Annotated in this window: 21 protein-coding genes and 4 tRNA genes; 9 read left to right on the plus strand and 16 right to left on the minus strand. The window is 71.3% G+C overall.

Annotated elements, in window-relative coordinates; all coding sequences use genetic code 11:
- From PV721_RS13540 to PV721_RS13560, 5 genes are all read right to left on the minus strand, one after another.
- A partial coding sequence (locus PV721_RS13540) for a DEAD/DEAH box helicase (RefSeq protein WP_319723706.1) occupies window positions 1-1,986 on the minus strand: 1,986 nt, incomplete at its 3' end.
- Window positions 1,987-2,283: 297 nt separating this feature from the next.
- On the minus strand, window positions 2,284-2,847 hold the full coding sequence (locus PV721_RS13545) for a hypothetical protein (RefSeq protein ID WP_319723708.1): 564 nt from the start codon (window positions 2,845-2,847) through the stop codon (window positions 2,284-2,286).
- A gap of 85 nt (window positions 2,848-2,932) precedes the next feature.
- Window positions 2,933-3,307 carry a fluoride efflux transporter CrcB gene (crcB, locus tag PV721_RS13550; RefSeq protein WP_319723710.1) on the minus strand — a complete coding sequence of 125 codons (375 nt, stop codon included), beginning with the start codon at window positions 3,305-3,307 and terminating at the stop codon, window positions 2,933-2,935.
- Complete coding sequence (locus PV721_RS13555) at window positions 3,304-3,804, minus strand: CrcB family protein (protein ID WP_319723713.1); 501 nt, start codon at window positions 3,802-3,804, stop codon at window positions 3,304-3,306. The genes crcB and PV721_RS13555 overlap by 4 nt, the downstream gene beginning before the upstream one ends.
- Complete coding sequence (locus tag PV721_RS13560; protein ID WP_319723715.1) at window positions 3,801-4,151, minus strand: metallopeptidase family protein; 351 nt, start codon at window positions 4,149-4,151, stop codon at window positions 3,801-3,803. The genes PV721_RS13555 and PV721_RS13560 overlap by 4 nt, the downstream gene beginning before the upstream one ends.
- A gap of 128 nt (window positions 4,152-4,279) precedes the next feature.
- Between PV721_RS13560 and PV721_RS13565 the strand changes: the two genes are divergently transcribed.
- The 3 genes from PV721_RS13565 to PV721_RS13575 all read left to right on the plus strand — a co-directional run bounded on the left by PV721_RS13565 (window position 4,280) and on the right by PV721_RS13575 (window position 4,564).
- Window positions 4,280-4,352 (plus strand) — tRNA-Glu (locus tag PV721_RS13565).
- 39 nt (window positions 4,353-4,391) lie between these two features.
- Window positions 4,392-4,465, plus strand: a tRNA-Asp gene (locus PV721_RS13570).
- A 22-nt stretch (window positions 4,466-4,487) separates the two neighbouring features.
- Window positions 4,488-4,564 (plus strand) — tRNA-Phe (locus PV721_RS13575).
- Window positions 4,565-4,602: 38 nt separating this feature from the next.
- On the opposite strand, the gene PV721_RS13580 is transcribed toward PV721_RS13575, so the two are convergent.
- Genes PV721_RS13580 through PV721_RS13590 form a run of 3 tightly spaced genes read right to left on the minus strand, consistent with a single transcriptional unit; the run spans window position 4,603 to window position 6,754 of the window.
- Entirely contained in the window at window positions 4,603-5,445 is an 843-nt protein-coding gene (locus tag PV721_RS13580) for a cytochrome c biogenesis CcdA family protein (RefSeq protein ID WP_319723717.1), read from the minus strand.
- Window positions 5,442-6,170: a DsbA family protein gene (locus PV721_RS13585; RefSeq protein WP_319723719.1), complete on the minus strand. Its 729-nt coding sequence runs from the start codon at window positions 6,168-6,170 to the stop codon at window positions 5,442-5,444. Before PV721_RS13585 ends, PV721_RS13580 begins: the two co-directional genes overlap by 4 nt.
- Before the next feature lie 53 nt (window positions 6,171-6,223).
- Complete coding sequence (locus tag PV721_RS13590) at window positions 6,224-6,754, minus strand: hypothetical protein (RefSeq protein ID WP_319723722.1); 531 nt, start codon at window positions 6,752-6,754, stop codon at window positions 6,224-6,226.
- Window positions 6,755-6,865: 111 nt separating this feature from the next.
- Here PV721_RS13590 and hrpA point away from each other — a divergent pair, with 111 nt between their 5' ends.
- Window positions 6,866-10,789 (plus strand): ATP-dependent RNA helicase HrpA, encoded by a 3,924-nt coding sequence (gene hrpA, locus PV721_RS13595; RefSeq protein WP_319723725.1) that lies wholly within the window; start codon window positions 6,866-6,868, stop codon window positions 10,787-10,789.
- Between the two features lie 81 nt (window positions 10,790-10,870).
- Window positions 10,871-10,944, plus strand: a tRNA-Asp gene (locus PV721_RS13600).
- A gap of 633 nt (window positions 10,945-11,577) precedes the next feature.
- Here the strand turns inward: PV721_RS13600 and bldC are convergent.
- Entirely contained in the window at window positions 11,578-11,784 is a 207-nt protein-coding gene (gene bldC, locus PV721_RS13605) for a developmental transcriptional regulator BldC (RefSeq protein ID WP_003949541.1), read from the minus strand.
- Between the two features lie 567 nt (window positions 11,785-12,351).
- Window positions 12,352-13,206 carry a hypothetical protein gene (locus PV721_RS13610; protein WP_319723727.1) on the minus strand — a complete coding sequence of 285 codons (855 nt, stop codon included), beginning with the start codon at window positions 13,204-13,206 and terminating at the stop codon, window positions 12,352-12,354.
- A 206-nt stretch (window positions 13,207-13,412) separates the two neighbouring features.
- Between PV721_RS13610 and PV721_RS13615 the strand changes: the two genes are divergently transcribed.
- A complete protein-coding gene (locus tag PV721_RS13615; RefSeq protein ID WP_319723729.1) occupies window positions 13,413-14,507 on the plus strand; it encodes a Leu/Phe/Val dehydrogenase in 1,095 nt (364 codons plus the stop codon).
- 289 nt (window positions 14,508-14,796) lie between these two features.
- Window positions 14,797-15,060 carry a DUF3073 domain-containing protein gene (locus PV721_RS13620; RefSeq protein WP_319723731.1) on the plus strand — a complete coding sequence of 88 codons (264 nt, stop codon included), beginning with the start codon at window positions 14,797-14,799 and terminating at the stop codon, window positions 15,058-15,060.
- A 93-nt stretch (window positions 15,061-15,153) separates the two neighbouring features.
- Here PV721_RS13620 and purM read toward each other — a convergent pair whose 3' ends face one another.
- Together purM and purF are read right to left on the minus strand one after the other, a co-directional pair.
- The gene (gene purM, locus PV721_RS13625) at window positions 15,154-16,224 is read right to left on the minus strand and encodes a phosphoribosylformylglycinamidine cyclo-ligase (RefSeq protein WP_319723733.1); all 1,071 of its coding nucleotides are present in this window, start codon (window positions 16,222-16,224) and stop codon (window positions 15,154-15,156) included.
- Between the two features lie 105 nt (window positions 16,225-16,329).
- Window positions 16,330-17,847 (minus strand): amidophosphoribosyltransferase, encoded by a 1,518-nt coding sequence (purF, locus tag PV721_RS13630; RefSeq protein WP_319723735.1) that lies wholly within the window; start codon window positions 17,845-17,847, stop codon window positions 16,330-16,332.
- Between the two features lie 148 nt (window positions 17,848-17,995).
- On the opposite strand from purF, the gene PV721_RS43875 reads away from it, so the two are divergent.
- Both PV721_RS43875 and PV721_RS13635 read left to right on the plus strand, forming a co-directional pair.
- Window positions 17,996-18,091 (plus strand): putative leader peptide, encoded by a 96-nt coding sequence (locus tag PV721_RS43875; RefSeq protein ID WP_324617183.1) that lies wholly within the window; start codon window positions 17,996-17,998, stop codon window positions 18,089-18,091.
- 116 nt (window positions 18,092-18,207) lie between these two features.
- A complete protein-coding gene (locus PV721_RS13635) occupies window positions 18,208-19,641 on the plus strand; it encodes a sulfatase-like hydrolase/transferase (RefSeq protein WP_319723736.1) in 1,434 nt (477 codons plus the stop codon).
- Window positions 19,642-19,734: 93 nt separating this feature from the next.
- Here PV721_RS13635 and PV721_RS13640 read toward each other — a convergent pair whose 3' ends face one another.
- The 4 genes from PV721_RS13640 to purQ form a co-directional block, all read right to left on the minus strand.
- On the minus strand, window positions 19,735-20,541 hold the full coding sequence (locus tag PV721_RS13640) for an META domain-containing protein (RefSeq protein WP_319723737.1): 807 nt from the start codon (window positions 20,539-20,541) through the stop codon (window positions 19,735-19,737).
- Between the two features lie 47 nt (window positions 20,542-20,588).
- Complete coding sequence (locus PV721_RS13645; protein ID WP_319723739.1) at window positions 20,589-21,380, minus strand: maleylpyruvate isomerase family mycothiol-dependent enzyme; 792 nt, start codon at window positions 21,378-21,380, stop codon at window positions 20,589-20,591.
- Window positions 21,381-22,485: 1,105 nt separating this feature from the next.
- Window positions 22,486-24,735 carry a phosphoribosylformylglycinamidine synthase subunit PurL gene (purL, locus tag PV721_RS13650; RefSeq protein WP_319723740.1) on the minus strand — a complete coding sequence of 750 codons (2,250 nt, stop codon included), beginning with the start codon at window positions 24,733-24,735 and terminating at the stop codon, window positions 22,486-22,488.
- On the minus strand, window positions 24,732-25,412 hold the full coding sequence (gene purQ / locus PV721_RS13655; RefSeq protein ID WP_319723742.1) for a phosphoribosylformylglycinamidine synthase subunit PurQ: 681 nt from the start codon (window positions 25,410-25,412) through the stop codon (window positions 24,732-24,734). Before purQ ends, purL begins: the two co-directional genes overlap by 4 nt.
- Window positions 25,413-25,414 lie beyond the last annotated feature (2 nt).

The following is a 25,414-nucleotide window of genomic DNA, read 5'->3' on the forward strand; positions in this document are numbered from 1 at the left end:
GTCGCCACCGGAGCGGAAGCCACCCGACGGACGGTCGTCACGGCGGAAGCCGCCACGCTCGCCACCACGGTCGCCACCGCGGTCGTCGCGGTTGAAGCCACCCGAGGGACGGTCGTCGCGACGGAAGCCACCACCGGACGGACGGTCGCCACCGGAGCGGAAGCCACCCGACGGACGGTCGTCACGGCGGAAGCCGCCACGCTCGCCACCACGGTCGCCACCGCGGTCGTCGCGGTTGAAGCCACCGGACGGACGGCCGCCGCGGTCGCCGCGGTCGCCACCACGGAAGCCGCCACGGTCGCCACCGCGGTCACCGCGGTTGTCGCGACGCTCGAAGTTGCCGCGGTCGTCGCGCTGGGCGCGCTGCTCCTCGCGGCGCTCCTGCGCGGCCAGCTCGGCGGCAGCGGCGGCAGCAGCAGCCGCGACCTCGGCCTCGGCGGCCTCGGCCACCTCGGCGACAGCGGCCTCCGGGTCCTCGCCGCGCTCACGGGCGGAGCGGGCGACCAGGCGGTCGGCCTCCTCGCGGAGCTCGACGGCACGGCGCGACAGGCGCTCCAGCTGCTTGGTGAGCTCGGCGACCTCGCGCTCGGCCTGCTTGGCGGCATTGTTCGCGGAGTCGGCCTGGACCTCGGTCAGCGAACGGGCACCGGTGATCTCGGCGACCTCCGGCTCGAAGGCGCCGGCGCCCTGGACGATGTGGCGCGAGGCGTCGACGCCCGCATCCTCCATCAGGCGGAAGATCTGGCGGCGCTGGTGCGGCAGGGCGAGGGAGACCACGACGCCCGACTTGCCGGCACGGGCGGTACGGCCCGAACGGTGCAGGTAGTCCTTGTGGTCGCCGGCCGGGTCCACGTTCAGGACCAGGTCGATGCCGTCGACGTGGATGCCGCGGGCGGCGACGTCGGTCGCGACGAGCGCGTTGACGTAGCCGTCCTTGAAGTCGGCGAGGACGCGGGTACGGGCACCCTGCGTCATGCCGCCGTGCAGCGCGTCGGCCTTCACGCCGGCCTCGACGAGCTGCTCGGCGATGCGGTCGGCGCCCAGCTGGGTGCGGACGAAGATGATGGTGCGGCCCTTGCGGGCGGCGATGGCGGCCGTGACCGGCGCCTTGTCCTTCGGCTTCACGACGAGGACGTGGTGCGTCATGGTCGTCACATTGCCCTGGGCGCTGTCGACCTCGTGCGTGACGGGGTTGGACAGGTAGCGCTTGACCAGGGTGCCGATCTCGTTCTCCATGGTGGCGGAGAAGAGCATGCGCTGACCGCCGCCGGGGATCTGGTCGAGCAGCTCGGTGACCTCGGGCAGGAAGCCCAGGTCGGCCATCTGGTCGGCCTCGTCGAGGACGGCGATCTTGACGTTCTCGAGGGAGCAGGCGCCGCGGTTGATGATGTCGCGCAGACGGCCCGGGGTGGCGACGAGGACGTCGACACCGCGCTCCAGAGCGTAGATCTGGTTGCTCATGGAGGTGCCGCCGCAGACGACCTTCATCTTCAGGCCGAGCACGTCGCCGTAGGGCTGGAGGGCGTCCGCGACCTGCATCGCGAGCTCACGGGTCGGCGTGAGGATGATCGCGCGGGGCTTCTTCTTCTCGGTGTGGCCGCCGGCCAGGGAGGCCAGGGTCGGCAGACCGAAGGAGAGGGTCTTGCCGGAGCCGGTGCGGCCACGGCCGAGGATGTCCTTGCCGGCCAGGGCGTCCGGGATGGTCGCGGCCTGGATCGGGAAGGGGGCGGTGACGCCGTTCTGGGCGAGCTTGCGCACGATGCCGTCCGGCAGACCGAGGTCTCCGAAGGTGATCGAGGGCTCGGCGTCGGCGTGGTCGTCACCGTCGAAGTCGGTGTCGGTGTCGATGGAGTCCTCGATGGACTCACCGTTCGTCACGTCGGCCTCAAGGGCCTCGATGATCTCGTCGGCCTCTGCGGCCTCGATGGCCTCGGTGACCACAAGGGCCTCGGCGTCGACGATCTCGTTGGAGTCGTTCTCGGGCATGACGGAACGGTCAGAACTGGAAATGGACATGCGAAATGCGAAACCTTCCGGAGTCTCGGCACGCGCCCAAACTCCGTGAATCGCAAATCGACCGCCTCAATGCGGTCAGCCACGGCTAGGGAGAGTACGCGCCACACGGCGCTCTTCGGATTCGGCGCCGGGCAATGGGATCAAACGATCTATAACCATACGCACCCTCCCCGGGGTCTGGCAAGTCACTCCGATCGAAAGGCCTCTGACCTGCGAAGACGTCCTGTCCCTGCACAGCCCGCCCGACCCCGGAACCCGCTGCGGACCCTACGGCTGCGGCGCCGGCTGGGTCGTGGGCTCGGGCTGCGGACTCGGCGGCTCCGGCGTGGGTTCCGTCACAGGGGGAGTCGTGGCCGGCGGCTGCGGGGTCGGGGTGGCCGGCGGCTGCCCACCCCCGGAGCCGCCCGATCCGCCAGAGCCGCCGGAGGCCCCGGAGCCACCCGATCCGGCGGAGCCGCCCGGACCGCCCGCCGGGGGTTCCTGCGGGCCCTGGCCGCCCGCTCCGCCGCCCGGCCCCGCCGACGGCACGGGGACGCCCGGCTGACCGCTCGGCGCGCCCGGACTGGGCGAGGCCCCGGTCGCGCCGGAGGCCTTGCCGTCCTCCTTGGGCTTGCCGCCCTGGGTCCCCGTCCCGTCCTTCATTCCATGCCCGTTGCCGTGCACCCCGGAACCCCGCCCGGAGGACGCGCCCGCCTCGGCGCCGGCCCGGCGGTCCGCCGAGGAGGAGGGACCGGGCTGCGCCGCGTCCTCGCCGACACTCATGCAGCCGGCCGTCGCCGCGACCGCGAGCGCGGTGACGGCCAGTCGGAGGGAAGCGGACAACTGGCGCACGGGGGCACCTCCGGAGCCTGAGGGTGAGAGTCCGCATGAGCGGGTCAATGTGCCCAACTCCCTTTGACCCGCAAGGGACACGCCCTCAGCCGAACAGCCGCTCCGCCACCTGCGACCCGAGGCGCACCGCGCCCAGCCCGACCAGCACCGACAGCACCGCGTTCGCCGCCGCCAGGAACCCCCGGCCGCGCTCGGCCAGCCGCAGCGTCTCGTACGAGAACGTCGAGTACGTGCTCAGCGCCCCGCACAGCCCCGTCCCCAGCAGCAGCTGCAGCCGCGAGGAGGACGCCCCCGCCAGCAGAGCGCCGGTCAGGAACCCGATCAGCAGGCAGGCCGCCGCATTGACCACGAAGGTGCCCCACGGGAAGAGGGAATCGCGCCGCGCCTGGACCGCACGGTCCGTCAGATAGCGCAAGGGCGCCCCGACGACCGCGCCCGCCACCACGAGCAGCCAGTTCACCGGGCGGCCCGGCCCGGCCGCCGGCCGCCGCCGTCCCCGACCGCGAGCCGGGTGACCGAGGCCGCCGCCCACACCGCGCCCAGCGCCGCGGTCACCGTGAGCCCGGCGTAGGCCAGCGCGGTCCCCGCCTCCCCCTCGTCGAGGAGCCGCGAGACGTCCACCGCGTAGGTGGAGAAGGTGGTGAAGCCGCCCAGCACGCCGACCCCGGCGAAGGGGCGCAGCAGCGGATGGGGCGAGGTCCGACCGCCCTCCCCGATCAGCACCATCAGTACGCCGATCAGCGCGCACCCGGACGTGTTGATCCAGAAGGTCGCCCACGGGAAGGCCCCGGTCCCCGCCGGCCACAGCAGGGCGATCCCGTACCGGGCGGCGGCCCCGACGGCACCGCCCGCCGCCACCGCCACGAGCACCCGGCCCTGCGGTTCGCCGCGCTGCGCGGGAACGTGCAGGTCGACGTCCGGGTCGATCGCCTCGGCCCCGGGGACCGGCCGGGTCACCCGTACCCCAGTGCGTGCAGCCGGTCGTCGTCGATCCCGAAGTGGTGGGCGATCTCGTGCACCACGGTGACCTCCGTCTCCACGACCACGCTCTCCCGGTCCTCACACATCCGGAGCGTGGGATTCCGGTAGATGGTGATCCGGTCCGGCAGCACCCCGGCGTACCACTCGCCGCGGTCCGTCAGCGGAGTGCCCTCGTACAGCCCCAGAAGCTCGGGGTCGTCGGCGGGCGGCTCGTCCTCGACGAACACCGCCACGTTGTCCATCAGCCGCGTCAGCTCCGGCGGGATCCGGTCCAGCGCCTCTGCGACGAGCTCTTCGAACTCCTCGCGCGTCATCTCCAGCACCCGGTCATTGTCCCTCCGGTGGGGGCGCCTCCCGCTTGCGGGGGAGAAACCGTTTTGGCGATAGCTCCCCGGATCCCATATGCTTCTCACGTCCCCGACGCGCTGAAGAAGTGCCCGGCGGGCCTTTAGCCCTCATCGTCTAGTGGCCCAGGACGCCGCCCTTTCAAGGCGGTAGCACGGGTTCGAATCCCGTTGGGGGTACGCATTACCGTGTGCAAGACTTGGTCTCGCACACTGCAAGGTCCTGTGGAGCAGTTGGTTAGCTCGCCACCCTGTCAAGGTGGAGGTCGCGGGTTCAAGTCCCGTCAGGATCGCTGAAGCCGGAAACGGTTTCGTGGCTGGGTAGCTCAGTTGGTACGAGCGATCGCCTGAAAAGCGATAGGTCGCCGGTTCGACCCCGGCCCCAGCCACCATCAAGAAGGCCCCGTCCATCGGACGGGGCCTTCTGTGGTCACTCCCCCTCGGCCTCCGCCGCCGTCCGCGCCCTGCGGCGCCACTGCACTACTCCGACGGCCGAAGCGCCCGCCGCGACCAGCCCGAGCAGCACCCGGTCCGGGACCGCGTCCGCCACGGAGCCGACCCACTGCTCCACGGCGAACGAGTCGTTCACGTCCAGCAGCCCGGGCAGCGCGCTCGCCCCGTCGTAGACGAGGAACAGCGCGCCCAGGGTGATGAAGAACAGCCCGGACAGGAGCGAGCTGGTGTGCAGCTCGAAGCGGCCCACCGCGAAGGCCCGCCCGCGCAGCCAGCGCCGCTTGCCCAGCTCGAACCGCTCCCACAGCAGGGCCAGCAGGAAGAGCGGCACGGCCATCCCCAGCGCGTAGACCGCCAGCAGCAGGCCACCGTAGACGGGGCTGCCGCTGACCGCCGCGACCGTCAGGACGCTGCCGAGGATCGGGCCGGCGCAGAAGCCGGCCAGCCCGTAGACCGCGCCGAGCGCGTACACCGACAGGGCGGTGGTCGGCCGGATCCGGCCCGACAGCTCCGAGATCCGCTTCGGGGCGAAGCCCAGGCCCAGGATCTGCGCGAGCCCGAGCGCGATGATCAGCCAGCCGCCGGCGAGGACGAGCTGGTCGCGGTTGCTGTGGAAGAACCGTCCGGCGTACGAGCCGGCCGCCCCCAGCGGTACGAGCGTGCTCGCGAGGCCCGCGTAGAAGATCCCGGTGCGCGCCAGCAGCCGGGAGGCGGAGTCGATCGAGTACGCGAAGAAGGCCGGCAGGAGCAGCGCGCTGCACGGGCTGAGCAGCGCGAGCAGGCCGCCCAGCAGGGCGGCCAGGTATCCGATGCCGGTCACTGCTTCGCCGCCGCGGCCTTGGCCTCGGCGATGGCGGCCGTGAAGGCGCCGAGGGGCTGGGCGCCCGCGATCGGCTTGCCGTTGAGCAGGAAGGACGGGGTGGAGGTGACGCCGATGCGGTAGCCCTCCTCCTGGTCCTTCCGCAGGGCCGCCGCGGCCCGCTCGCCGGCCATGTCCGCCTTGAAGCGCTCCAGGTCGGGGACCCCGGCCTCGCGGGCCAGCTCCTCGAGCCGGGGCCCGGCGAAGCCCTTCTCCTTCGCGCCGTCGGCGTACGCGGCCGCGTGGAAGGCGGTGAACCGGTCCTGCTGCCCGGCCGCCCAGGCGGCCTTGGCGGCGGCCTCGGAGTCGGCGCCGAAGATCGGGAAGTTGCGCCACTCGATGCGCAGGGTGCCGTCCTCGACGTACTTCTTCACCAGTTCGGGTTCGGTGTCCCGGGCGAACTTGCCGCAGTAGCCGCACTTGAAGTCGGAGTACTCGATGAGCACGACGGGCGCGTCCGGGCGGCCGAGGGCGAGCTTGTCGCCGGCCTCGCGTCGGGCCAGTGCCTTGAGTTCGGCGGCGGGGTCGGTCCGGGGCGCGGCCGTGGCGGAGGAGCCGGCGGAGCTCTTCCCGGCGGGGGCGGTGGCCTGCCAGGAGACGAGGCCGAGGGTGAGCGCGGCGACGGCGACCCCGGCGGCGTACAGGAGGGGCTTGCGGGAGGAGGAACGGGAGGAAGAAGAGGACATGCGGGTGCTCCAGTGGGGCGGGTGGCGAGGCGGACCGGTGGGGAGCGGCCCTCCTAGACCCGCATCACGGACAGCTCCACCGGGCCGGGCGCCGGCCGGTCGGGACCGCGCACGGGGACCCGTACGGGCATCGCCGCGTACGGCCGCGCCCCCTCGGGCACCGGCCGCGCCGGCGGTACGTGCGCGTGCTCGCCCCCGGCCCGGGCCGGGACGGCGGGGAGCCCGCCGTGATCGGCGGACCCGGGGGCACAGGCCGGGCCACCGCCGCCGGAGGAGGCGGCCGGGGCCGGGCTCGGGTCCACGAGCCGGACGGGTCCCGGGGCGGATCCCGGGGCGGATCCCGGGGCGGATCCCGGGGCGGATCCCGGGGCGGATCCCGGGGCGGATCCCGGGGCCGAAGCCTCCGCCCAGGCCGGCGCCTGGGCCCGTGGCAGGGCCTTCACCGAGACGGCGGCCGCCGGGCCCGCCGACGGGCCGGCCCCGCCGGGAGCGGCCGCAGCCGGGAGCACCACCGCGAGAACGGCCGCCACCAGGCCGGCCCACACCGTCAGAGCGGCGCAGGCCAATCGGTGCGGGCGGGACAAGGTGGGCTGCCTCTCATACGTACGGCCGACTGAGTCGTCCCGAAATGGTACGGGTCCGCCCGACAAATGCGTTCGCCACCCGGAGGGCCCAGGTGAGATCCTCGATCAGGTATGTCTACTTCCTTCGCCGCCCTGCAGACGCTTCTCGGTGAGATCTCCCTCCGTGACGCGCACCGCCTCGGCCGCCGCCTCGAAGGCGCCCGCCGTATCCGCAAGCCCGAGGCCAAGCAGGCCGTGCTCGACGAGATCGCCGCGGAGGCCGCGAAGGCCGCCGAGCGACTGGCCGGCCGTGCCTCGCGGATGCCGGAGGTCACGTATCCCGAGAACCTGCCCGTCAGCCAGAAGAAGGACGAGATCGCCGAGGCGATACGCGACCACCAGGTCGTGATCGTCGCCGGTGAGACCGGGTCCGGCAAGACCACGCAGATCCCCAAGATCTGCATGGAGCTGGGCCGCGGCGTCCGCGGCATGATCGGGCACACGCAGCCCCGCCGGCTCGCGGCGCGCACCGTCGCGGAGCGCATCGCCGAGGAGCTGAAGTCCGAGATCGGCCGGACCGTCGGCTGGAAGGTCCGGTTCACCGACCAGGTGGACCAGGACGCGACCTTCGTGAAGCTGATGACGGACGGCATCCTGCTCGCCGAGATCCAGACGGACCGCGAGCTGCGCGCCTACGACACGATCATCATCGACGAAGCCCACGAGCGGTCGCTGAACATCGACTTCCTGCTCGGCTACCTGGCCACGCTACTGCCGAAGCGCCCCGACCTGAAGGTCGTCATCACCTCGGCGACCATCGACCCCGAGCGCTTCTCCCGGCACTTCGGCGACGCGCCCATCGTCGAGGTCAGCGGGCGGACGTATCCGGTGGAGGTCCGCTACCGGCCCCTCCTGGAAGAGGACTCCGAGGATTCCGACCGCGACCAGATCACCGCGATCTGCGAGGCCGTGGACGAGCTCCAGTCCGAGGGCGCGGGCGACGTCCTGGTCTTCCTCTCCGGCGAGCGCGAGATCCGCGACACGGCGGACGCCCTGAACAAACGGAACCTCCGCTTCACCGAGGTGCTCCCCCTCTACGCGCGCCTCTCGCACGCCGAGCAGCACCGCGTCTTCCAGCAGCACACCGGCCGCCGGATCGTCCTCGCCACGAACGTCGCCGAGACCTCCCTGACCGTCCCGGGCATCAAGTACGTGATCGACCCGGGCACCGCCCGGATCTCCCGCTACAGCCACCGCACCAAGGTCCAGCGCCTGCCGATCGAGCGGATCTCGCAGGCCAGCGCCAACCAGCGCAAGGGCCGCTGCGGCCGTACCTCCGACGGCATCTGCATCCGGCTGTACTCCGAGGACGACTTCAACGCCCGCCCGGAGTTCACCGACGCCGAGATCCTGCGCACGAACCTGGCCTCCGTCATCCTCCAGATGACCGCGGCCGGCCTCGGCGAGATCGAGAAGTTCCCCTTCATCGACCCGCCGGACCACCGCAACATCCGCGACGGCGTGCAGCTCCTCCAGGAGCTCGGGGCGCTCGACCCGGCCGAGAAGGATCCCAAGAAGCGGCTCACCCCGATGGGCCGCCAGCTCTCCCAGCTCCCGGTGGACCCCCGCCTCGCCCGCATGGTCATCGAGGCCGACAAGAACAACTGCGTCCGCGAGGTCATGGTCATCGCGGCGGCCCTGTCCATCCAGGACCCGCGCGAGCGGCCCTCGGACAAGCAGACGCAGGCCGACCAGAACCACGCCCGCTTCAAGGACGAGACCAGCGACTTCCTCTCGTACCTGAACATGTGGCGCTACGTCCGCGAGCAGCAGAAGGAGCGCGGCTCCTCCTCGTTCCGCCGGATGTGCAAGCAGGAGTACCTGAACTTCCTGCGCATCCGCGAGTGGCAGGACATCTACTCGCAGCTGCGCACGGTCGCCAAGACCATGGGCATCCACGTCAACGAGGCCGATGCCCCCGAGCAGGTCATCCACGTCTCGCTGCTGGCCGGCCTGCTGTCCCACATCGGGCTCAAGGACACCGACAAGAACGAGTACCTCGGGGCCCGGTCGGCGAAGTTCGCGATCTTCCCGGGCTCCTCGCTCTTCAAGAAGCAGCCGAAGTTCGTGATGTCGGCCGAGCTGGTGGAGACCTCGCGGCTGTGGGCCCGGGTGAACGCCAAGGTGGAGCCCGAGTGGGTGGAGCCGCTGGCCCAGCACCTGATCAAGCGCACGTACAGCGAGCCGCACTGGGAGAAGGACCAGGCGGCCGTGATGGCGTACGAGAAGGTCACGCTGTACGGCGTCCCGATCGTCGCCCAGCGGAAGATCAACTACGGCCGGATCGACCCCGAGGTCTCGCGCGAGCTGTTCATCCGCAACGCGCTGGTCGAGGGCGACTGGCGCACCCACCACAAGTTCTACGCCGACAACCGCAAGCTCCTCACCGAGGTGGAGGAGCTGGAGAACCGGGCCCGGCGCCGCGACATCGTGGTGGACGACGAGACCCTCTTCGACTTCTACGACCAGAAGATCCCGCCGCACGTGGTCTCCGGGGCGCACTTCGACTCCTGGTGGAAGCACAAGAAGCGCGAGGAGCCCGAACTCCTCGACTTCGAGCGGGAGATGCTGCTGACCGAGAAGGCGGCCGGGGTCACCAAGGCCGACTACCCGGACTCCTGGCGGCAGGGCCAGCTGAAGTTCCGGGTGACCTACCAGTTCGAGCCGGGCGCGGACGCGGACGGCGTGACCGTCCACATCCCGCTCCAGGTGCTCAACCAGGTCACCGACGAGGGCTTCGACTGGCAGATCCCGGGCCTGCGCGAGGAGGTCGTCACCGAGCTGATCCGCTCGCTGCCGAAGCCGATCCGCCGGCACTACGTGCCCGCGCCGAACTTCGCGACCCGCTTCCTGGACACGGCGGTGCCCCTGCAGGAGCCGCTGCCCGTCACGCTGGCGCGCGAGCTCCAGCGGATGGTCGGAGTCCCGGTCTCGGCCGAGGACTTCGACCTCGGCCGGATCCCGGACCACCTGAAGATCACCTTCCGGATCGTCGACGAGCGACGCAAGAACCTCGCCGAGGACAAGGACCTGGAGGCGCTGCGGCTGAAGCTGAAGCCGAAGGCCCGCCAGGCCCTGTCCAAGGCCGCCGCGGCCACCGCCGAACGGGCGGGCGGGGAGTCGGTGGAGCGGACCGGGCTGACCGACTGGACCATCGGCACGCTGACCCGGGTCTTCGAGACCCGGCGGGCCGGCCAGCCGGTGAAGGCCTACCCCGCGCTGGTCGACGAGGGCGCGACCGTGTCCGTACGGCTCTTCGACACCGAGGCCGAGCAGCAGCAGGCGATGTGGCTGGGCACCCGGCGCCTCATCCTGCTGAACATCCCGGTGAACCCCGCGAAGTTCGCCTCGGACCACCTGAGCAACCAGCAGAAGCTCGCCCTGTCCAGGAACCCGCACGGCTCCATCCAGGCGCTGTTCGACGACTGCGCGACCGCGGCGACGGACAAGCTGATCGCGGACCACGGCGGCCCCGCGTGGGACGAGGCGGGCTTCCACAGGCTCTACGAGGCGGTCCGCGCCGACCTCGTGGACACGACCGTGCGGACGGTGAGCCAGGTCCAGCAGGTGCTGGCCGCCTGGCAGGCCTGTGAGCGCCGTCTGAAGGCCACGAGCAGCCTCGCCCTGGTCGCCAACATCCAGGACGTCAAGGCGCAGCTGGCGGCCCTCATGCCGGCCGGCTTCGTCACGCTCACCGGGCTGCGCAGGCTGCCGGACCTGATGCGCTACCTGGTGGCGGCGGACCGGCGGCTCCAGCAGATGCCCACGGGCGTCCAGCGCGACACCACGCGCATGGAGAAGGTCCACGAGATGCAGGACGAGTACGCGTGGCTGCTTGAGCAGCTGCCGAAGGGACGGCCGGTGCCGGCGACGGTCACCGACATCCGCTGGATGATCGAGGAGCTGCGGGTCAGCTACTTCGCGCACGCCCTCGGGACGGCGTACCCGATCTCCGACAAGCGGATCGTGAAGGCGGTGGATGCGGCGGCCCCGTGACCGGCCGGGTGCTCCGGTTCGACGGCACCCCCTGAGCTGCGGTACAGTCTGATTCGCAGCCGCCGAGCGGCAGCAAATCAAGGACCTGTGGAGCAGTTGGTTAGCTCGCCACCCTGTCAAGGTGGAGGTCGCGGGTTCAAGTCCCGTCAGGTTCGCAGAAACGTCAGGGCCCGCATCCCCCAGGGGATGCGGGCCCTGACGCGTTGGCGGGCCAACACCCGCCGCCTCGGGGCGTTGGGGCCCGCCCGAGGGCGTCCGAGGGCGGTACGAGGCCCGTGGGCCGCCCGCGTCGCCGGTGGGCCCGCCCGGGGCCCCCGCGGCCCGTCCACGGCTCCCGTCCACGTCACCACCTCCGCAAGCCCCCGGACCTGCGGCGGACGTCCCGTGGAATGCGCCCGGCCACCGCAACTGCGGCGGTCGCACAGAATCCCCCGTTCGCATGATGCGCACCGCACGGAACGTCCCCTTTACGGGTGCATTACCGGATGTACAAGAGTGATCATCTGTGACGGGAGTCACCGTACGAGTTTTTGAAACTCCTACTTTTATCGCATCCCTACGCCCGCTCGATTTAATATGTGCAATGGCACCCCCCTTGCAGGGGCCCGCGCGGCCGTCCTGCACCGCCCTGACCTGGGCATAAAAAAGATCGCGCTGGACCCGGCGGAGTCCAGCGCGATCGGACGACCGGAACCTGTTGGGGCAGGCTCCGTCGCATGAAGCTATGTGGGTTTCATCGGATTGGGGGACCCGATATAGACCCGTTAAAGCGGGGTGTTTACGCGACCTCAGGCCTCGCTGCGCTGCTGCGGAATTCCCGCGAGCAGTGCGCGAACCTCGGCCTCGCGGTATCGGCGGTGTCCACCCAGGGTGCGGATGGACGTGAGCTTGCCAGCCTTGGCCCAGCGGGTGACCGTCTTCGGGTCCACGCGGAACATCGTGGCAACCTCAGCCGGGGTCAGCAGCGGCTCGGCATCAGGGGTGCGAGCGGTCATGAGCGGCCTCCTCGGGAGAACCGAACCATCTCGGTTCTTTCCTCTAAATTCTGCACCTTGGCCCGCGTTGCCCGAAATGGACATACGCGGGCCGAGTCGGTTATAGGACGAACGGCTTGTCCTCGGCACTACAACTACACCATCCGTCCAGCCTCGACGGCCAAACCGACGGAATTGCCCTCCGAGGTGTTCATCAGCGGCGGAAGCCGATGGACCGTCCCATAACGGACAGTCACCCCACTGTGACGATCAGTCACAGAGCGATCAGGAGCCGTCAGACCCCCCGTAGAGCGCAATGCCGAGCATTCCGCCCTTAGTTGGGCGGAAGGAACCCTCCCCGGACTCCTTGTCCTATTTTGGCACGAGGGTAGGGGAAGGGCGCAAGGGTGTAGTTAGTGCGGTCCGTCACGCTTGGGCCAATGGCCCGTATCGGGACGTAGGTCCTGGCACTACGTCCCAAATCTCACGATCAGGGCTCTGATCAGCCAGTATTGGCCAATCGACCCATACGCCACAGTACGTACGCGACCCCGGGGTGCGAAAAAAGCCACACAGACCACTTTCGGCCTAATTCGCGAAAAGTCGCTCGCGGACCGCCCGCCACCGCTCCGCCAGCTCCCCGTACGCCTCGGAAGCCCCCTCCGTGTCGCCGGCCCGCAGGGCCGCGATCCCCGCCGCCAGCTCCCCGGCCGACCGGTCGGCCGCCAGCCGGTCGGCCGGCAACGCGTGCAGCAGTCCCCCGTAGTCCAGTTCGACCATCGACCTCGGGTGGAACTCCTCCAGCCAGCTCCCGACCTCCACCAGCCCCTCGGCGAGCATTCCGTACCCCTCCGCGTCGCGCAGGGTCCGCAGCGCCCGGGCCAGCCGCCGCCGCGCCTGCACCATCGGCGTCCGGTAGCGCAGCCGCTCGCCCGGGACGTACTCGCGCTCCTCGTCGGCCACCAGTACGAACCAGCGCAGCGGAATCTGCCACACGCCCGTCCGGATCCACGGGCGCGCCTCCGGGTTCCGCTCGCGCCAGCGCTCGTACTCCTCGGCCGCCCGCCGGCGCGTCCCCGGCGGGAGCGCCGCGTCCAGCACGGGAAGCGGGAACGACGCGACCAGCTCCTCGAGCGCCAGCCAGCCGCGGAGCCGGGTGCGCCACGGGCAGACCAGCAGCACCCCGTCCACCTCCGCCGTGAAGGCGTCCGCGCTCTCGTGCGCCGGCACCCCCACCACGGGGACCCGTACCAAGTCGGTGAGCGACTTGCGCAGTTCGTCCTGGGCGGTCGGAGTCACCCCGCGCCGGGCGTAGGCGGCCCAGTGCGTGCGCTCCGGCTCCGCGAAGGCGGCCAGGGGCTCGTAGACGCGCAGGTAGGAGGCGTACGGGACGGTCGGCGCCGAGCGCGCGGACGGCAGCAGGGGATCGGGGGATTCGCTCACGCTCTCGTACTCCCCTCTTTGAGGGTCAGGTTCACCTCCGGGGCGCGCTCGGCCCGGCCCGGGGCGCCCCGTACTCCGAGTGTGTTCCGATCCCCGGACAGGACGCCTATGCGGGGCCCGCAGGTCTTACGCTGCTCCCAGCACGCCCTCCCCCACCCGCAGGGCGGGCGTCTTTCCGCCGCATCTCTTCCATGGGAGTCACCACCGTGACCGAAATGACCGACGGCGTCCTGCACACCCTGTTCCGCACGGAACAGGGCGGCCACGAGCAAGTCGTGCTGTGCCAGGACCGAGCCTCCGGCCTGAAGGCCGTCATCGCGATCCACTCCACCGCCCTGGGCCCGGCCCTCGGCGGTACGCGCTTCCACGCGTACGCCTCGGACGAGGAGGCCGTCCTCGACGCGCTGAACCTCTCGCGCGGCATGTCGTACAAGAACGCCCTCGCCGGTCTCGACCTCGGCGGCGGCAAGGCCGTCATCATCGGCGACCCGGACGTCATCAAGAGCGAGGAACTCCTCCAGGCCTACGGCCGGTTCGTGGAGTCCCTCGGCGGCCGCTACGTGACCGCCTGCGACGTCGGCACCTACGTGGCCGACATGGACGTCGTGGCCCGCGAGACCCGCTGGGCGACCGGCCGCTCCCCCGAGAACGGCGGCGCGGGCGACTCCTCGGTCCTCACCGCCTTCGGCGTCTTCCAGGGCATGCGCGCCAGCGCCCAGCACCAGTGGGGCGACCCGACCCTGCGCGACCGCAAGGTCGCCGTGGCCGGCGTCGGCAAGGTCGGCCACTACCTGGTCGAGCACCTGCTGGAGGACGGCGCCCAGGTCGTGATCACGGATGTGCGCGAGGAGTCGGTGCGCCGGATCCTCGACAAGCACCCGGGCAGGGTCACCGCGGTCGCCGACACGGGCGCGCTCATCCGCGTCGAGGGCCTGGACATCTACGCCCCCTGCGCGCTCGGCGGCGCCCTGAACGACGAGACGGTCCCCGCCCTCACGGCCAAGGTCGTCTGCGGTGCGGCGAACAACCAGCTCGCGCACCCGGGCATCGAGAAGGATCTCGCGGACCGCGGCATCCTCTACGCGCCCGACTACGTGGTCAACGCCGGCGGCGTCATCCAGGTCGCCGACGAGCTGCACGGCTTCGACTTCGACCGCTGCAAGGCCAAGGCCACGAAGATCTTCGACACCACGCTCGAAATCTTTGCTCGCGCGAAGGCGGACGGCATTCCGCCGGCTGCCGCTGCCGACCGGATCGCCGAGCAGCGGATGGCGGACGCCCGCGCCGCCCGCGCGCTCTAGGCCCCTGGCGGACCTCTGAAGGCACCCGCCGGGGTGCGGCGAGACGGAACTCACTGCACTTCGGCGGGTCGCCCGCCGGGAAAAGGTTAAAATCGCAGCTGACCAGCGAGGACGGGGCGCCTTGTTGGTTCTGCACCGGGGCGCGTCATGCGGGCGGCGTACCGTATGGCCGCGGAAGCAGGTACCGTTAAACCCCTACGGACGGTCTCTCCACGGAGAGCCCGCTCCGAACCATGAACGCGTGTCAGACTCTGGGGCCGTCGAGCCCCGTCACCGAGGGGGTCGAGCCATGGGGCGCGGCCGGGCAAAGGCCAAGCAGACGAAGGTCGCCCGCCAGCTGAAGTACAGCAGCGGCGGGACTGACTTGTCGCGTCTGGCCAACGAGCTGGGCGCATCGACCGCGGAACCGCTGCCTGTCAGCGAGCCGGTCGAGGTAGACGACGACGAGCTGGACGAGGACGACCCGTACGCTCGGTACGCGGAGCTCTACAACCGCGATGACGACGACGAGGACGAAGAGTCCGGTCCGTCGGCGCACCGTCGCGGGGCTTGACGCGCGGATCCTTCTGCAGAGCAGGTCTGCGTCAGCTGACGAAACATCGAAACCCGGTCCAGGGCATTGCCCCGGACCGGGTTTCCGTGCTGCTCAGCCCGCGTAGGACCCGGTCAGCGTCGCGCCCTCGGTGTGGTCGCCCCGGTCCAGGATCTCGCCGGCGACCCAGGCATCGACGCCCCGGTCGGCCAGCGCGGTCAGGGCCACGTCCACCGACTCCTGCGGGACCACGGCCATCATGCCGACGCCCATGTTCAGGGTCTTCTCCAGCTCCAGCTGCTCCACCTGCCCGGCCTTGCCGACCAGGTCGAAGACCGCGCCGGGGGTCCAGGTCGAACGGTCGACCGTGGCGTGCAGGTGGTCCGGGACGACCCGGGCCAGGTTCGCCGCGAGGCCGCCGCCGGTGATGTGCGAGTAGGCGTGCACCTCGGCCGTCCGGGTGAGTGCCATGCAGTCGAGCGAGTAGATCTTGGTGGGCTCCAGGAGCTCCTCGCCCAGGGTGCGGCCGAGATCCTCGACGTGCTGGTCCAGGGACATCCCGGCCCGGTCGAAGAGGACGTGCCGGACGAGCGAGTACCCGTTCGAGTGAAGGCCGGACGATGCCATCGCGATGACGGCGTCACCCGTACGGATGCGATCCGCGCCGAGCAGCCGGTCGTACTCCACGACACCGGTGCCGGCGCCCGCCACGTCGAAGTCGTCCGGGCCCAGCAGGCCGGGGTGCTCGGCGGTCTCGCCGCCCACCAGGGCGCAGCCGGCGAGGACGCAGCCCTCGGCGATGCCCTTGACGATGGCCGCGACCCGCTCGGGGTGGACCTTGCCCACGCAGATGTAGTCGGTCATGAAGAGCGGCTCGGCGCCGCAGACGACGATGTCGTCCATGACCATCGCGACCAGGTCGTGGCCGATGGTGTCGTACACGCCGAGCTGACGGGCGATGTCCACCTTGGTGCCGACGCCGTCGGTGGCCGAGGCGAGCAGCGGGCGCTCGTAGCGCTTGAGGGCGGAGGCGTCGAAGAGGCCGGCGAAGCCGCCGAGGCCGCCGAGGACCTCGGGGCGCTGCGTCTTCTTCACCCACTCCTTCATCAGCTCGACTGCGCGGTCGCCCGCTTCGATGTCCACGCCTGCGGCTGCGTAGCTGGCACCGGTGGTCTTCTCTGTCATGACAGGAGAGAGCTTTCGTGTCGTTACTGCGTGTGGTGCTGGGCCCCCGGAGAAGCCTCGAAGAACGGGCCCAGCGCAGGTTGAGCAGGCCAAACCGAAGAACGCTTACGGCCGCCGGAGCGCGTCGGCGGCGTCCGTGCCGCCCGCGAGCTCGGTCTCCAGGAGCTGCTTGCCCAGGAGCTGCGGGTCGGGCAGCTCCATCGGGTACTCGCCGTCGAAGCAGGCACGGCAGAGGTTGGGCTTCTGGATGGTGGTCGCCTCGATCATCGCGTCGAGCGAGATGTAGGAGAGCGAGTCCGCGCCGAGCGACGTGGCGATCTCGTCGACCGACATGCCGTTGGCGATCAGCTCGGCCCGGGTGGCGAAGTCGATGCCGAAGAAGCACGGCCACTTCACCGGCGGCGAGGAGATCCGGATGTGGACCTCCGCCGCGCCGGCCTCGCGGAGCATCTTGACCAGGGCGCGCTGGGTGTTGCCGCGGACGATCGAGTCGTCGACGACCACCAGGCGCTTGCCCCGGATGACTTCCTTGAGGGGGTTGAGCTTCAGACGGATGCCGAGCTGGCGGATCGTCTGCGAGGGCTGGATGAAGGTCCGGCCGACGTAGGCGTTCTTGACCAGGCCGGAGCCGTACGGGATCCCGCTGGCCTCGGCGTATCCGACGGCGGCGGGCGTGCCGGATTCCGGCGTCGCTATCACCAGGTCGGCGTCGACCGGGGCTTCCTTGGCCAGGCGCCGGCCCATCTCGACACGCGAGAGGTAGACGTTCCGGCCGGCGATGTCGGTGTCAGGGCGCGCCAGGTAGACGTACTCGAAGACACAGCCCTTGGGCTTCGCTTCCGCGAATCGAGAGGTCCGGAGACCGTTCTCGTCGATCGCGATGAGCTCGCCCGGCTCGACCTCGCGGACGAAGCTGGCGCCGCAGATGTCGAGGGCGGCGGTCTCGCTCGCGACCACCCAGCCGCGTTCCAGGCGGCCGAGGACCAGCGGGCGGATGCCCTGCGGGTCACGCGCGGTGTAGAGGGTTCCCTCGTCCATGAAGACGAGCGAGAAGGCGCCCTTGACCTTCGGGAGGACCTTGGTGGCCGACTCCTCGATCGTCAGGGGCTTGCCGTCCTCGTCGGTCTGCCCCGCGAGCAGGGCGGTGACCAGGTCGGTGTCATTGGTGGCGGCCACCTGGGTGGCACGGCCGTCCTGACGGGGGAGGTCGGCGACCATCTCGGCGAGCTCGGCGGTGTTCACCAGGTTGCCGTTGTGACCCAGGGCGATCGAGCCGTGGGCGGTCGCGCGGAAAGTGGGCTGCGCGTTCTCCCAGACGGAGGCCCCGGTGGTCGAATAGCGGGCGTGACCGACCGCGATATGACCTTGGAGCGAGCCGAGAGAGGTTTCGTCGAAGACTTGGGAAACTAGGCCCATGTCTTTGAAGACGAGGATCTGGGAACCGTTGCTCACAGCGATTCCCGCGGACTCTTGTCCGCGGTGCTGCAGTGCATACAGTCCGAAGTAGGTGAGCTTGGCGACCTCTTCACCCGGAGCCCAGACACCGAAGACGCCGCAAGCGTCCTGGGGGCCCTTTTCGCCGGGGAGCAGGTCGTGGTTGAGTCGTCCATCACCACGAGGCACGCTTCCGAGTGTAGGCGAGATCGACCACTGGTCCGAATTGGGGACGGCCGGGAAATGTCACAGCACAGAGGGTGACGGCACGCCTCCGTCTCGGTATTCGGATCACCTTGTTGACATGTACGAAGGCATTCGTACAGGCTCTCGGTCCATGCAGCCTCTCGGTGACCGCACCGTCACCCTCGTCGAGCGCCGCCACGTAGACCTGGTCCGTGTCGCGAGCGCCATCTGTCGCTGTTCCGCGTAGCCACAACTCTTCCTCGCCTTTTCCCCTTTCCGCTCCGCCCCGCCCCGCTCCGCCGTGCCGCGCCCCGTCCCGCGCCCCGCCCGGAGCCGGCCCGCGGACCGTGCCCTGGAGTACCTGTGTCTTCGTACGAGAACGAGCTGTCCCGTCGTGCCTTCGGAGGCGCCGTCGGCGTGACCGCGGCCGCCGCCGCCGTGGCGCTGGGCGCCGCCCCCGCCCAGGCCGCCGAGGGCGCCGGCGCCCAAGCCGCGGGCCCCCAGGAGCGGGAGTTCCGGGCCGCTCGCGGCCGGCGGGGCCGCAGGCCCAACATCCTGTTCATCCTGGGTGACGACCTGGGCTGGGCCGACCTCTCCGCGTACGGCTCCCCGCACATCAAGACCCCGAACCTCGACCGGCTGGCCCGCCAGGGCGTCCGGTTCACCGACGCCTACTCGGGCTCCGCGACCTGCTCGCCGACCCGTTTCAGCCTCTACACGGGGCGCTACCCGGGCCGCACCAAGGGCGGCCTGGCCGAGCCGATCGCCGACAAGTCCGCGGGCCTCGACCCCACGCATCCGACGCTGGCCTCGCTCCTGAAGGGAGCCGGCTACGCCACCGCCCTGATCGGCAAGTGGCACGCGGGCTACCTGCCCGACCACAGCCCGACCAGGTCCGGCTGGGACGAGTTCTTCGGCAACTTCGGCGGGGCCCTGGAGTACTACTCCAAGCTGGGCCCGGGCGGCGAGTACGACCTCTACGAGGGTGACGCCGAGTACAAGGACCTGCGCTACTACACGCGGATCATCACCGAGCGGGCGAGCGAGTACGTCTCCCGCGACCACCACGGCAAGCCGTGGCTGCTGAACCTCAACTTCACCACCCCGCACTGGCCGTGGATCGCCGACGGGGACACCGCGGAGAGCGCCGAGATCGTCCGGCGGATCAAGGCGGGCGACGGCCGGGCCCTGTGGCACCAGGACGGCGGCTCGGTCGAGAAGTACAAGCAGATGGTCGAGGACCTCGACCGCTCGGTCGGCGAGGTCCTGAAGGCGCTGAAGCGCTCCGGCCAGGAGGACGACACCCTGGTCGTCTTCTCCAGCGACAACGGCGGCGAGCGCTTCTCGTACAACTGGCCGCTGTCCGGAAACAAGGCCTCCCTGCAGGAGGGCGGGATCCGGGTGCCGAACATCGCCCGCTGGCCCGCCCGGCTGGACGGCGGCCAGGTCAGCCACGTGCCCGTGTTCAGCCCGGACTGGACGGCGACGCTGCTGGAGGTGGCCGGGGCGCGGCCGGACCGGGCGTACCCCCTCGACGGGGTGAGCCTGGCCGGCTACCTGCTGCGCGGCGAGGAGGTCGCCGCGCGGGACCTGTTCTGGCGGGTCCGGGGCGAGCGGGCGCTGCGCCGGGGGGACTGGAAGTACTACCGCGGCAAGGCGGGCAGGGACCAGCTCTTCAACCTGGCCGGTGACATCCGCGAACAGGCCGACAAGGCCGCCGTGGAGCCGGCCCGGCTGGCGGAGCTGCGGGCGGCCTGGGAGAAGGTGGACGCCGGGCTGCTGCCCTACCCGGGCTGACCCGGCGGCGCCCGGGCGCAGTCCCGGCGGCGGCCCCGGGAGGGGCCCCGGTGGCGGCCGCGAGAAGGGCCCCGGTGGCGGCCGCGGCGGGGGTCATTCCGCGGCCGAGGCCGCCCGGGCGGTCAGGCCCTTGCCGTCCCGTGCGGTCAGGGTCAGCGTCTGGTCCTCGATCTTCGTGGTGAGCGGACCGCTGCCGAACAGCAGGGTCAGGGTCCGCTCGAGCTCGCCGACCTGGCCCTCGCAGGCCATCCGGGTCGTGGTGAGCGGCCCGAAGGTGAGCGTGGGACCTTCGACGGTGGCCTTGGCGCTGAACCGGTTGCAGCCGAGGCTGCCGCTCGCGGTGGAGTCGGGGGCGATGGCGAAGTGCGCCTTGCCGGCCGCCTCGGCGGGCACCGAGGACACGGTCCCGCCGCTGATGAGGGACTCGACGGTCCACTCGGTCGTGGTGAGCGGGGCGGCCGCCGCCGGGGGCTTCGAGGTCATCGCGATGGTGCTCCCGTCGGCGGTCTTCAGGGTGAGCCGATCGGGACCCCGGTCGATCGTCAGCCGGCCCGTGAACAGTTGGGCGAAGGCCGTCTCGAATTCCATGTCCTCGCAGGCCATGGCGGTCGTCATGCCGGGGGTGACGGTCAGGGCGGATTCGCCGTCTAGGACGACCGCCGCCTTGAAGCCGTTGCAGCCGTAGCTGCCGGCGGCCGCGTCCTGTGCGATGTCGACCCGGGCGGCCTCGGGGGCGTGCAGGGTGCGGCCGCCGGTGGTCAGCGACTCGACGGCCCAGGAGCCCACGACATCGGGCAGCCGGGCGCCCCCGCCCTCCTCGACCTTGCCGCAGCCGGCCAGGGCGAGGGCGAGTACGAGGGCCAGCCCCGCGGGCGTGTGGACGTGCCGGAAGGTACGCATGCCCCTGGGACGGACGGGGCGCCGGGACGGTTCCGTCATGGCCGCGCTCAGCTCATCAGCGGGAGCAGCGCGGACAGGTCGGCCCGCTCGCCACTGGCGCTGACCCGCGCCCCGGCGAGTTCCTCGGCCCATCCCGTACGGCCGGTCGCGAGCCGGATCCAGGTCAGCGGGTCGGTCTCCACCACGTTCGGCGGGGTGCCGCGGGTGTGGCGCGGCCCCTCGACGCACTGGACCACCGCGAAGGGCGGGACCCGTACCTCGACCGCACCGCCCGGGGCCTTGAGCGCGAGGGCGTCGGCGAGCAGCCGGGTGCAGGCGGCCAGCGCCTGCCGTTCGATCGGGACGGCCAGTCCGGCGGCCCGGTTCAGGTCGTCGGTGTGGACCACCAGCTCCACGGTCCGGGTGACCAGGAAGTCGGCCAGGGTCATGTCCCCGATCCACAGGCTCAGCACGCGGGTGCCCGGATGCGCCGCGAGCGCCTCGGCCATCCGGGCGGCCGCCCGCTCGTACAGCTCGGGCAGCGGGGCCCCGGTCAGGGTCTCGCGGGCCGCTTCGGAGATCTTCCCGGCGAGGGAGGCGGTCGCGAAGGGCCATTCGACGGCGGACAGTTCGGCGATGGCGGCGGGCGGCCGGGCGAGGCCACCGGCCAGCGAGTCCGCGATCCACGCGATGTGCCCGGCGAGGTCGGCGACGCTCCAGTCCCCGAGCCCGCTCGGGCGCGCCAGCTGTTCGGGCCCCAACTCCCCCACGGCTGCGCCGACATGCGCGAACTGCGTGGTGACGGCCGTACGGATCCTGGCAGGGTCGTAGGTGCGCGGCTTCTTCCTGGCGGGCGGCATGCGGTGACCCTATCCGGGCAGCGTCAGCTCCGTGCAGCCGCGCCGCGCGGCGGCATCGGCGGCGTAGGCCCTGAAACAGCTCGGCCAGGCGCGGCTCCACCAGCTCGCCGTACCCGGCGGCCGCCTGCAGGGTGGAGACCGCCGGGCGGCCCTGGCAGTCGGCGGATCCGAAGAGGACGCCGCCCTGCCGTCCGGCTTTGCGCTCGACGACCCGAGATCTTGGCCGGGAGGGAGCCGACGTACGTGCCCTGCCCTGCCCCGGCCGGGCCCAGGTCGGCGGCGGCCCCGGGAATCCGCTCCGGTAGCCCGGGGACCTCCGGCTCGCAGCCGCGGCGGGCCGCCGCGCGCACCGCCCCCTCCCGGGCGATCCCGGCGAGCAGCTGCCTGCGGTCGGCTTCGCTCCCCTCCTCGGAGCCGGCGGCCGCGGAGACCAGTACGGACGACTTCTCGCAGCGGCGGCGACGGTGACGGTCTGCCGCCCGTAGTCGCCCGGGGTTCCGTCGCCCAGCGGGTGCCGGCTGGGGCGGTCGGTCCGGGCGGTGACGTCTTCGCCGGCGCGGCTGCTGCGGTGCTCGAAGGGGTGGTCGCCGTCCCCGACGAGGTGGAAGGGGTACGGGTGGGGGAGTTCGCGGACCGTGAGGGAGAAGTACTCCCCGTCGCTCTCCTCGCCGTCCCGTCCCGGGGGGGCGAGCACGCAGATGTGCGCGATGCCCACGGCCTGCGCACTGCGGCCGGGCCGGCCCCCGTCGAGTCCCACGGATTCGACCCGGCCGCTCAGGCGCATGACCGTACGCGGATCCGCAAGTCCCGCGCAGGCTTCGTCGACGAGCTTGCGGTCCTGCCAGGTCTCGTACTCGCCCTGGAGGACCCGGCCGGCGAGGGCGATGCCGGCCACCGCCACGGCCAGCACCGGTGCGTTGACCCGGTTGCGCCGGCGTCCCCGGTCCGGCAGGAGCCGGGTGGCGGCCGCTCCCGGCTCGGGCAGTTGGAAAACCCTGCCTCTGCCCCCTCGCGCAGGCGACGGCCCGGCCGTACCAACCGGGCGCGAGCACGGCCGAGGCCCCGCCCACAGCGTGGACGGGGCCTCGTACGAGCTACGGCGGGATCAGGCCAGCAGGGCCGGGATCGTCGCCTCGTGGGCCGCGCGGAGCTCGGCCAGCGGGAGGGTGAACTCGCCCTGGATCTCGATCTCCTCGCCGTCCACCACGCCGATGCGGGCGGCCGGCAGGCCCCGCGCACCGCACATGTCGGTGAAGCGGAGCTCCTCGCTGCGCGGAACGGCCACGACGGCCCGGCCCGCGGACTCGGAGAACAGGAAGGTGAAGGCGTCCAGGCCCTCGGGCACCACGATCCGCGCACCGTTGCCGCCGCGCAGGCAGGACTCCGTGAGCGCCTGGATCACGCCGCCGTCGGACAGGTCGTGCGCGGCGTCGATCATGCCGTCGCGCGAGGCCGAGATCAGGATCTCGGCGAGCAGCTTCTCGCGGCCCAGGTCCACCTTCGGCGGCATGCCGCCCAGGTGGTCGTGGACGACCTGCGACCAGGCCGAACCGCCGAACTCCTCGGCCGTGTCGCCCAGCAGGTACAGCAGCTGGCCGGCCTCCGAGAACGCCATCGGCGTACGGCGGTTGACGTCGTCGATCACACCGAGGACCGCCACGACCGGGGTCGGGTGGATCGCGGTCTCGCCCGTCTGGTTGTACAGGGAGACGTTGCCGCCGGTCACCGGGGTGCCCAGCTCCAGGCAGCCGTCCGCGAGACCGCGGCAGGCCTCGGCGAACTGCCACATCACGTCCGGGTCCTCGGGGGAGCCGAAGTTCAGGCAGTCGGAGATGGCCAGCGGCTTCGCGCCGGTCGCCGCCACGTTGCGGTACGACTCCGCCAGCGCCAGCTGCGCGCCCGTGTACGGGTCGAGCTTGGCGAAGCGGCCGTTGCCGTCGGTGGCCATGGCCACGCCGAGGTTCGACTCCTCGTCGATGCGGATCATGCCCGCGTCCTCGGGCTGCGAGAGCACGGTGTTGCCCTGCACGAACCGGTCGTACTGGTCGGTGACCCACGACTTCGAGGCCTGGTTCGGGGAGGCGACCAGGGCCAGGACCTGCGCGCGGAGCTCCTCGGAGGTCTGCGGGCGGGGCAGCTTGCCGGCGTCGTCCGCCTGCAGCGCGTCCTGCCAGGAGGGGCGCGCGTACGGGCGGTGGTAGGTCGGGCCCTCGTGGGCGACGGTGCCCGGGGGCACGTCCACGATGAGCTCGCCGTGCCAGAAGATCTCCAGGTGGTCGCCTTCGGTCACCTCACCGATGACGGTGGCGATGACGTCCCACTTCTCGCAGATCTCCATGAAGCGGTCGACGTGCTGGGGCTCGACGATCGCGCACATGCGCTCCTGCGACTCGCTCATGAGGATTTCCTCGGGCGAGAGCGTCGCGTCGCGCAGCGGAACGGTGTCCAGCTCGACGCGCATGCCGCCGGTGCCAGCGGAGGCCAGCTCGCTCGTGGCGCAGGAGAGCCCGGCGCCGCCGAGGTCCTGGATGCCGGCGACCAGCTTCTCCTTGAAGATCTCCAGGGTGCACTCGATGAGGAGCTTCTCCTGGAAGGGGTCGCCGACCTGGACGGCGGGGCGCTTGGTGGGCTTGGTGTCGTCGAAGGTCTCGGACGCGAGGACCGAGACGCCGCCGATGCCGTCGCCGCCGGTGCGGGCGCCGTAGAGGATGACCTTGTTGCCGGGGCCGGAGGCCTTGGCGAGGTGGATGTCCTCGTGCTTCATCACGCCGATGCAGCCGGCGTTGACGAGCGGGTTGCCCTGGTAGCAGGCGTCGAAGACGACCTCGCCGCCGATGTTCGGCAGGCCGAGGCAGTTGCCGTAGCCGCCGATGCCCGCGACGACGCCCGGCAGGACGCGCTTGGTGTCGGGGTGGTCGGCCGCGCCGAAGCGCAGCGGGTCCACGACCGCGACCGGGCGGGCGCCCATGGCGAGGATGTCGCGGACGATGCCGCCGATGCCGGTGGCCGCGCCCTGGTAGGGCTCGATGTACGAGGGGTGGTTGTGCGACTCGACCTTGAAGGTGACCGCGTAGCCCTGGCCCACATCGACGACGCCGGCGTTCTCGCCGATGCCGACGAGCATGGCGTCGTTCTGCGGGACCTTCTCACCGAACTGCTTCAGGTGGACCTTGCTGCTCTTGTACGAGCAGTGCTCGGACCACATGACCGAGTACATGGCGAGCTCCGCGCCGGTCGGGCGGCGGCCGAGGATCTCCCGGATCCGGGCGTACTCGTCCTCCTTGAGGCCGAGCTCCTTCCACGGCTGGGAGGCGTCCGGGGTTTCGGTGGCGTGCTTGACGGTGTCGAGGCTCATGCGCTGACCAGCTTCTTCAGGACCGAGGTGAAGAACGGGAGGCCGTCGGTGCGGCCGGTCCCGACCAGCGGCTCGACCGCGTGCTCGGGGTGCGGCATGAGGCCGACGACGTTGCCCGCGGCGTTGGTGATGCCGGCGATGTCGCGCAGCGAACCGTTCGGGTTGACGTCGAGGTAGCGGAAGGCCACGCGGCCCTCGGCTTCCAGTTCGTCGAGCACGCGCTCGTCGGCGACGTACCGGCCGTCCATGTTCTTCAGCGGTACGGAGATCTCCTGGCCGGCGGTGTAGTCGCCGGTCCACGCGGTCTCCGCGTGCTCCACCCGCAGCTTCTGGTCGCGGCAGATGAAGTGCAGGTGGTTGTTCCGGAGCATCGCCCCCGGCAGCAGGTGGGCCTCGGTGAGGACCTGGAAGCCGTTGCAGATGCCCAGGACGGGCATGCCGCCCTTGGCCTGCTCGATGATGGTCTCCATCACCGGCGAGAAGCGGGAGATGGCCCCGGCGCGCAGGTAGTCCCCGTAGGAGAAGCCGCCCGCGAGGACGACCGCGTCGACCTGATGCAGGTCCTTGTCGCGGTGCCACAGCGAGACCGGCTCGGCCCCCGCGAGGCGGACGGCGCGCAGCGAGTCACGGTCGTCCAGCGTTCCGGGGAACGTGACGACTCCGATGCGAGTGGTCACCG

The sequence above is a fragment of the Streptomyces sp. MB09-01 genome (assembly GCF_033794505.1).
In the GTDB taxonomy this organism is placed as follows: Bacteria; Actinomycetota; Actinomycetes; order Streptomycetales; family Streptomycetaceae; genus Streptomyces.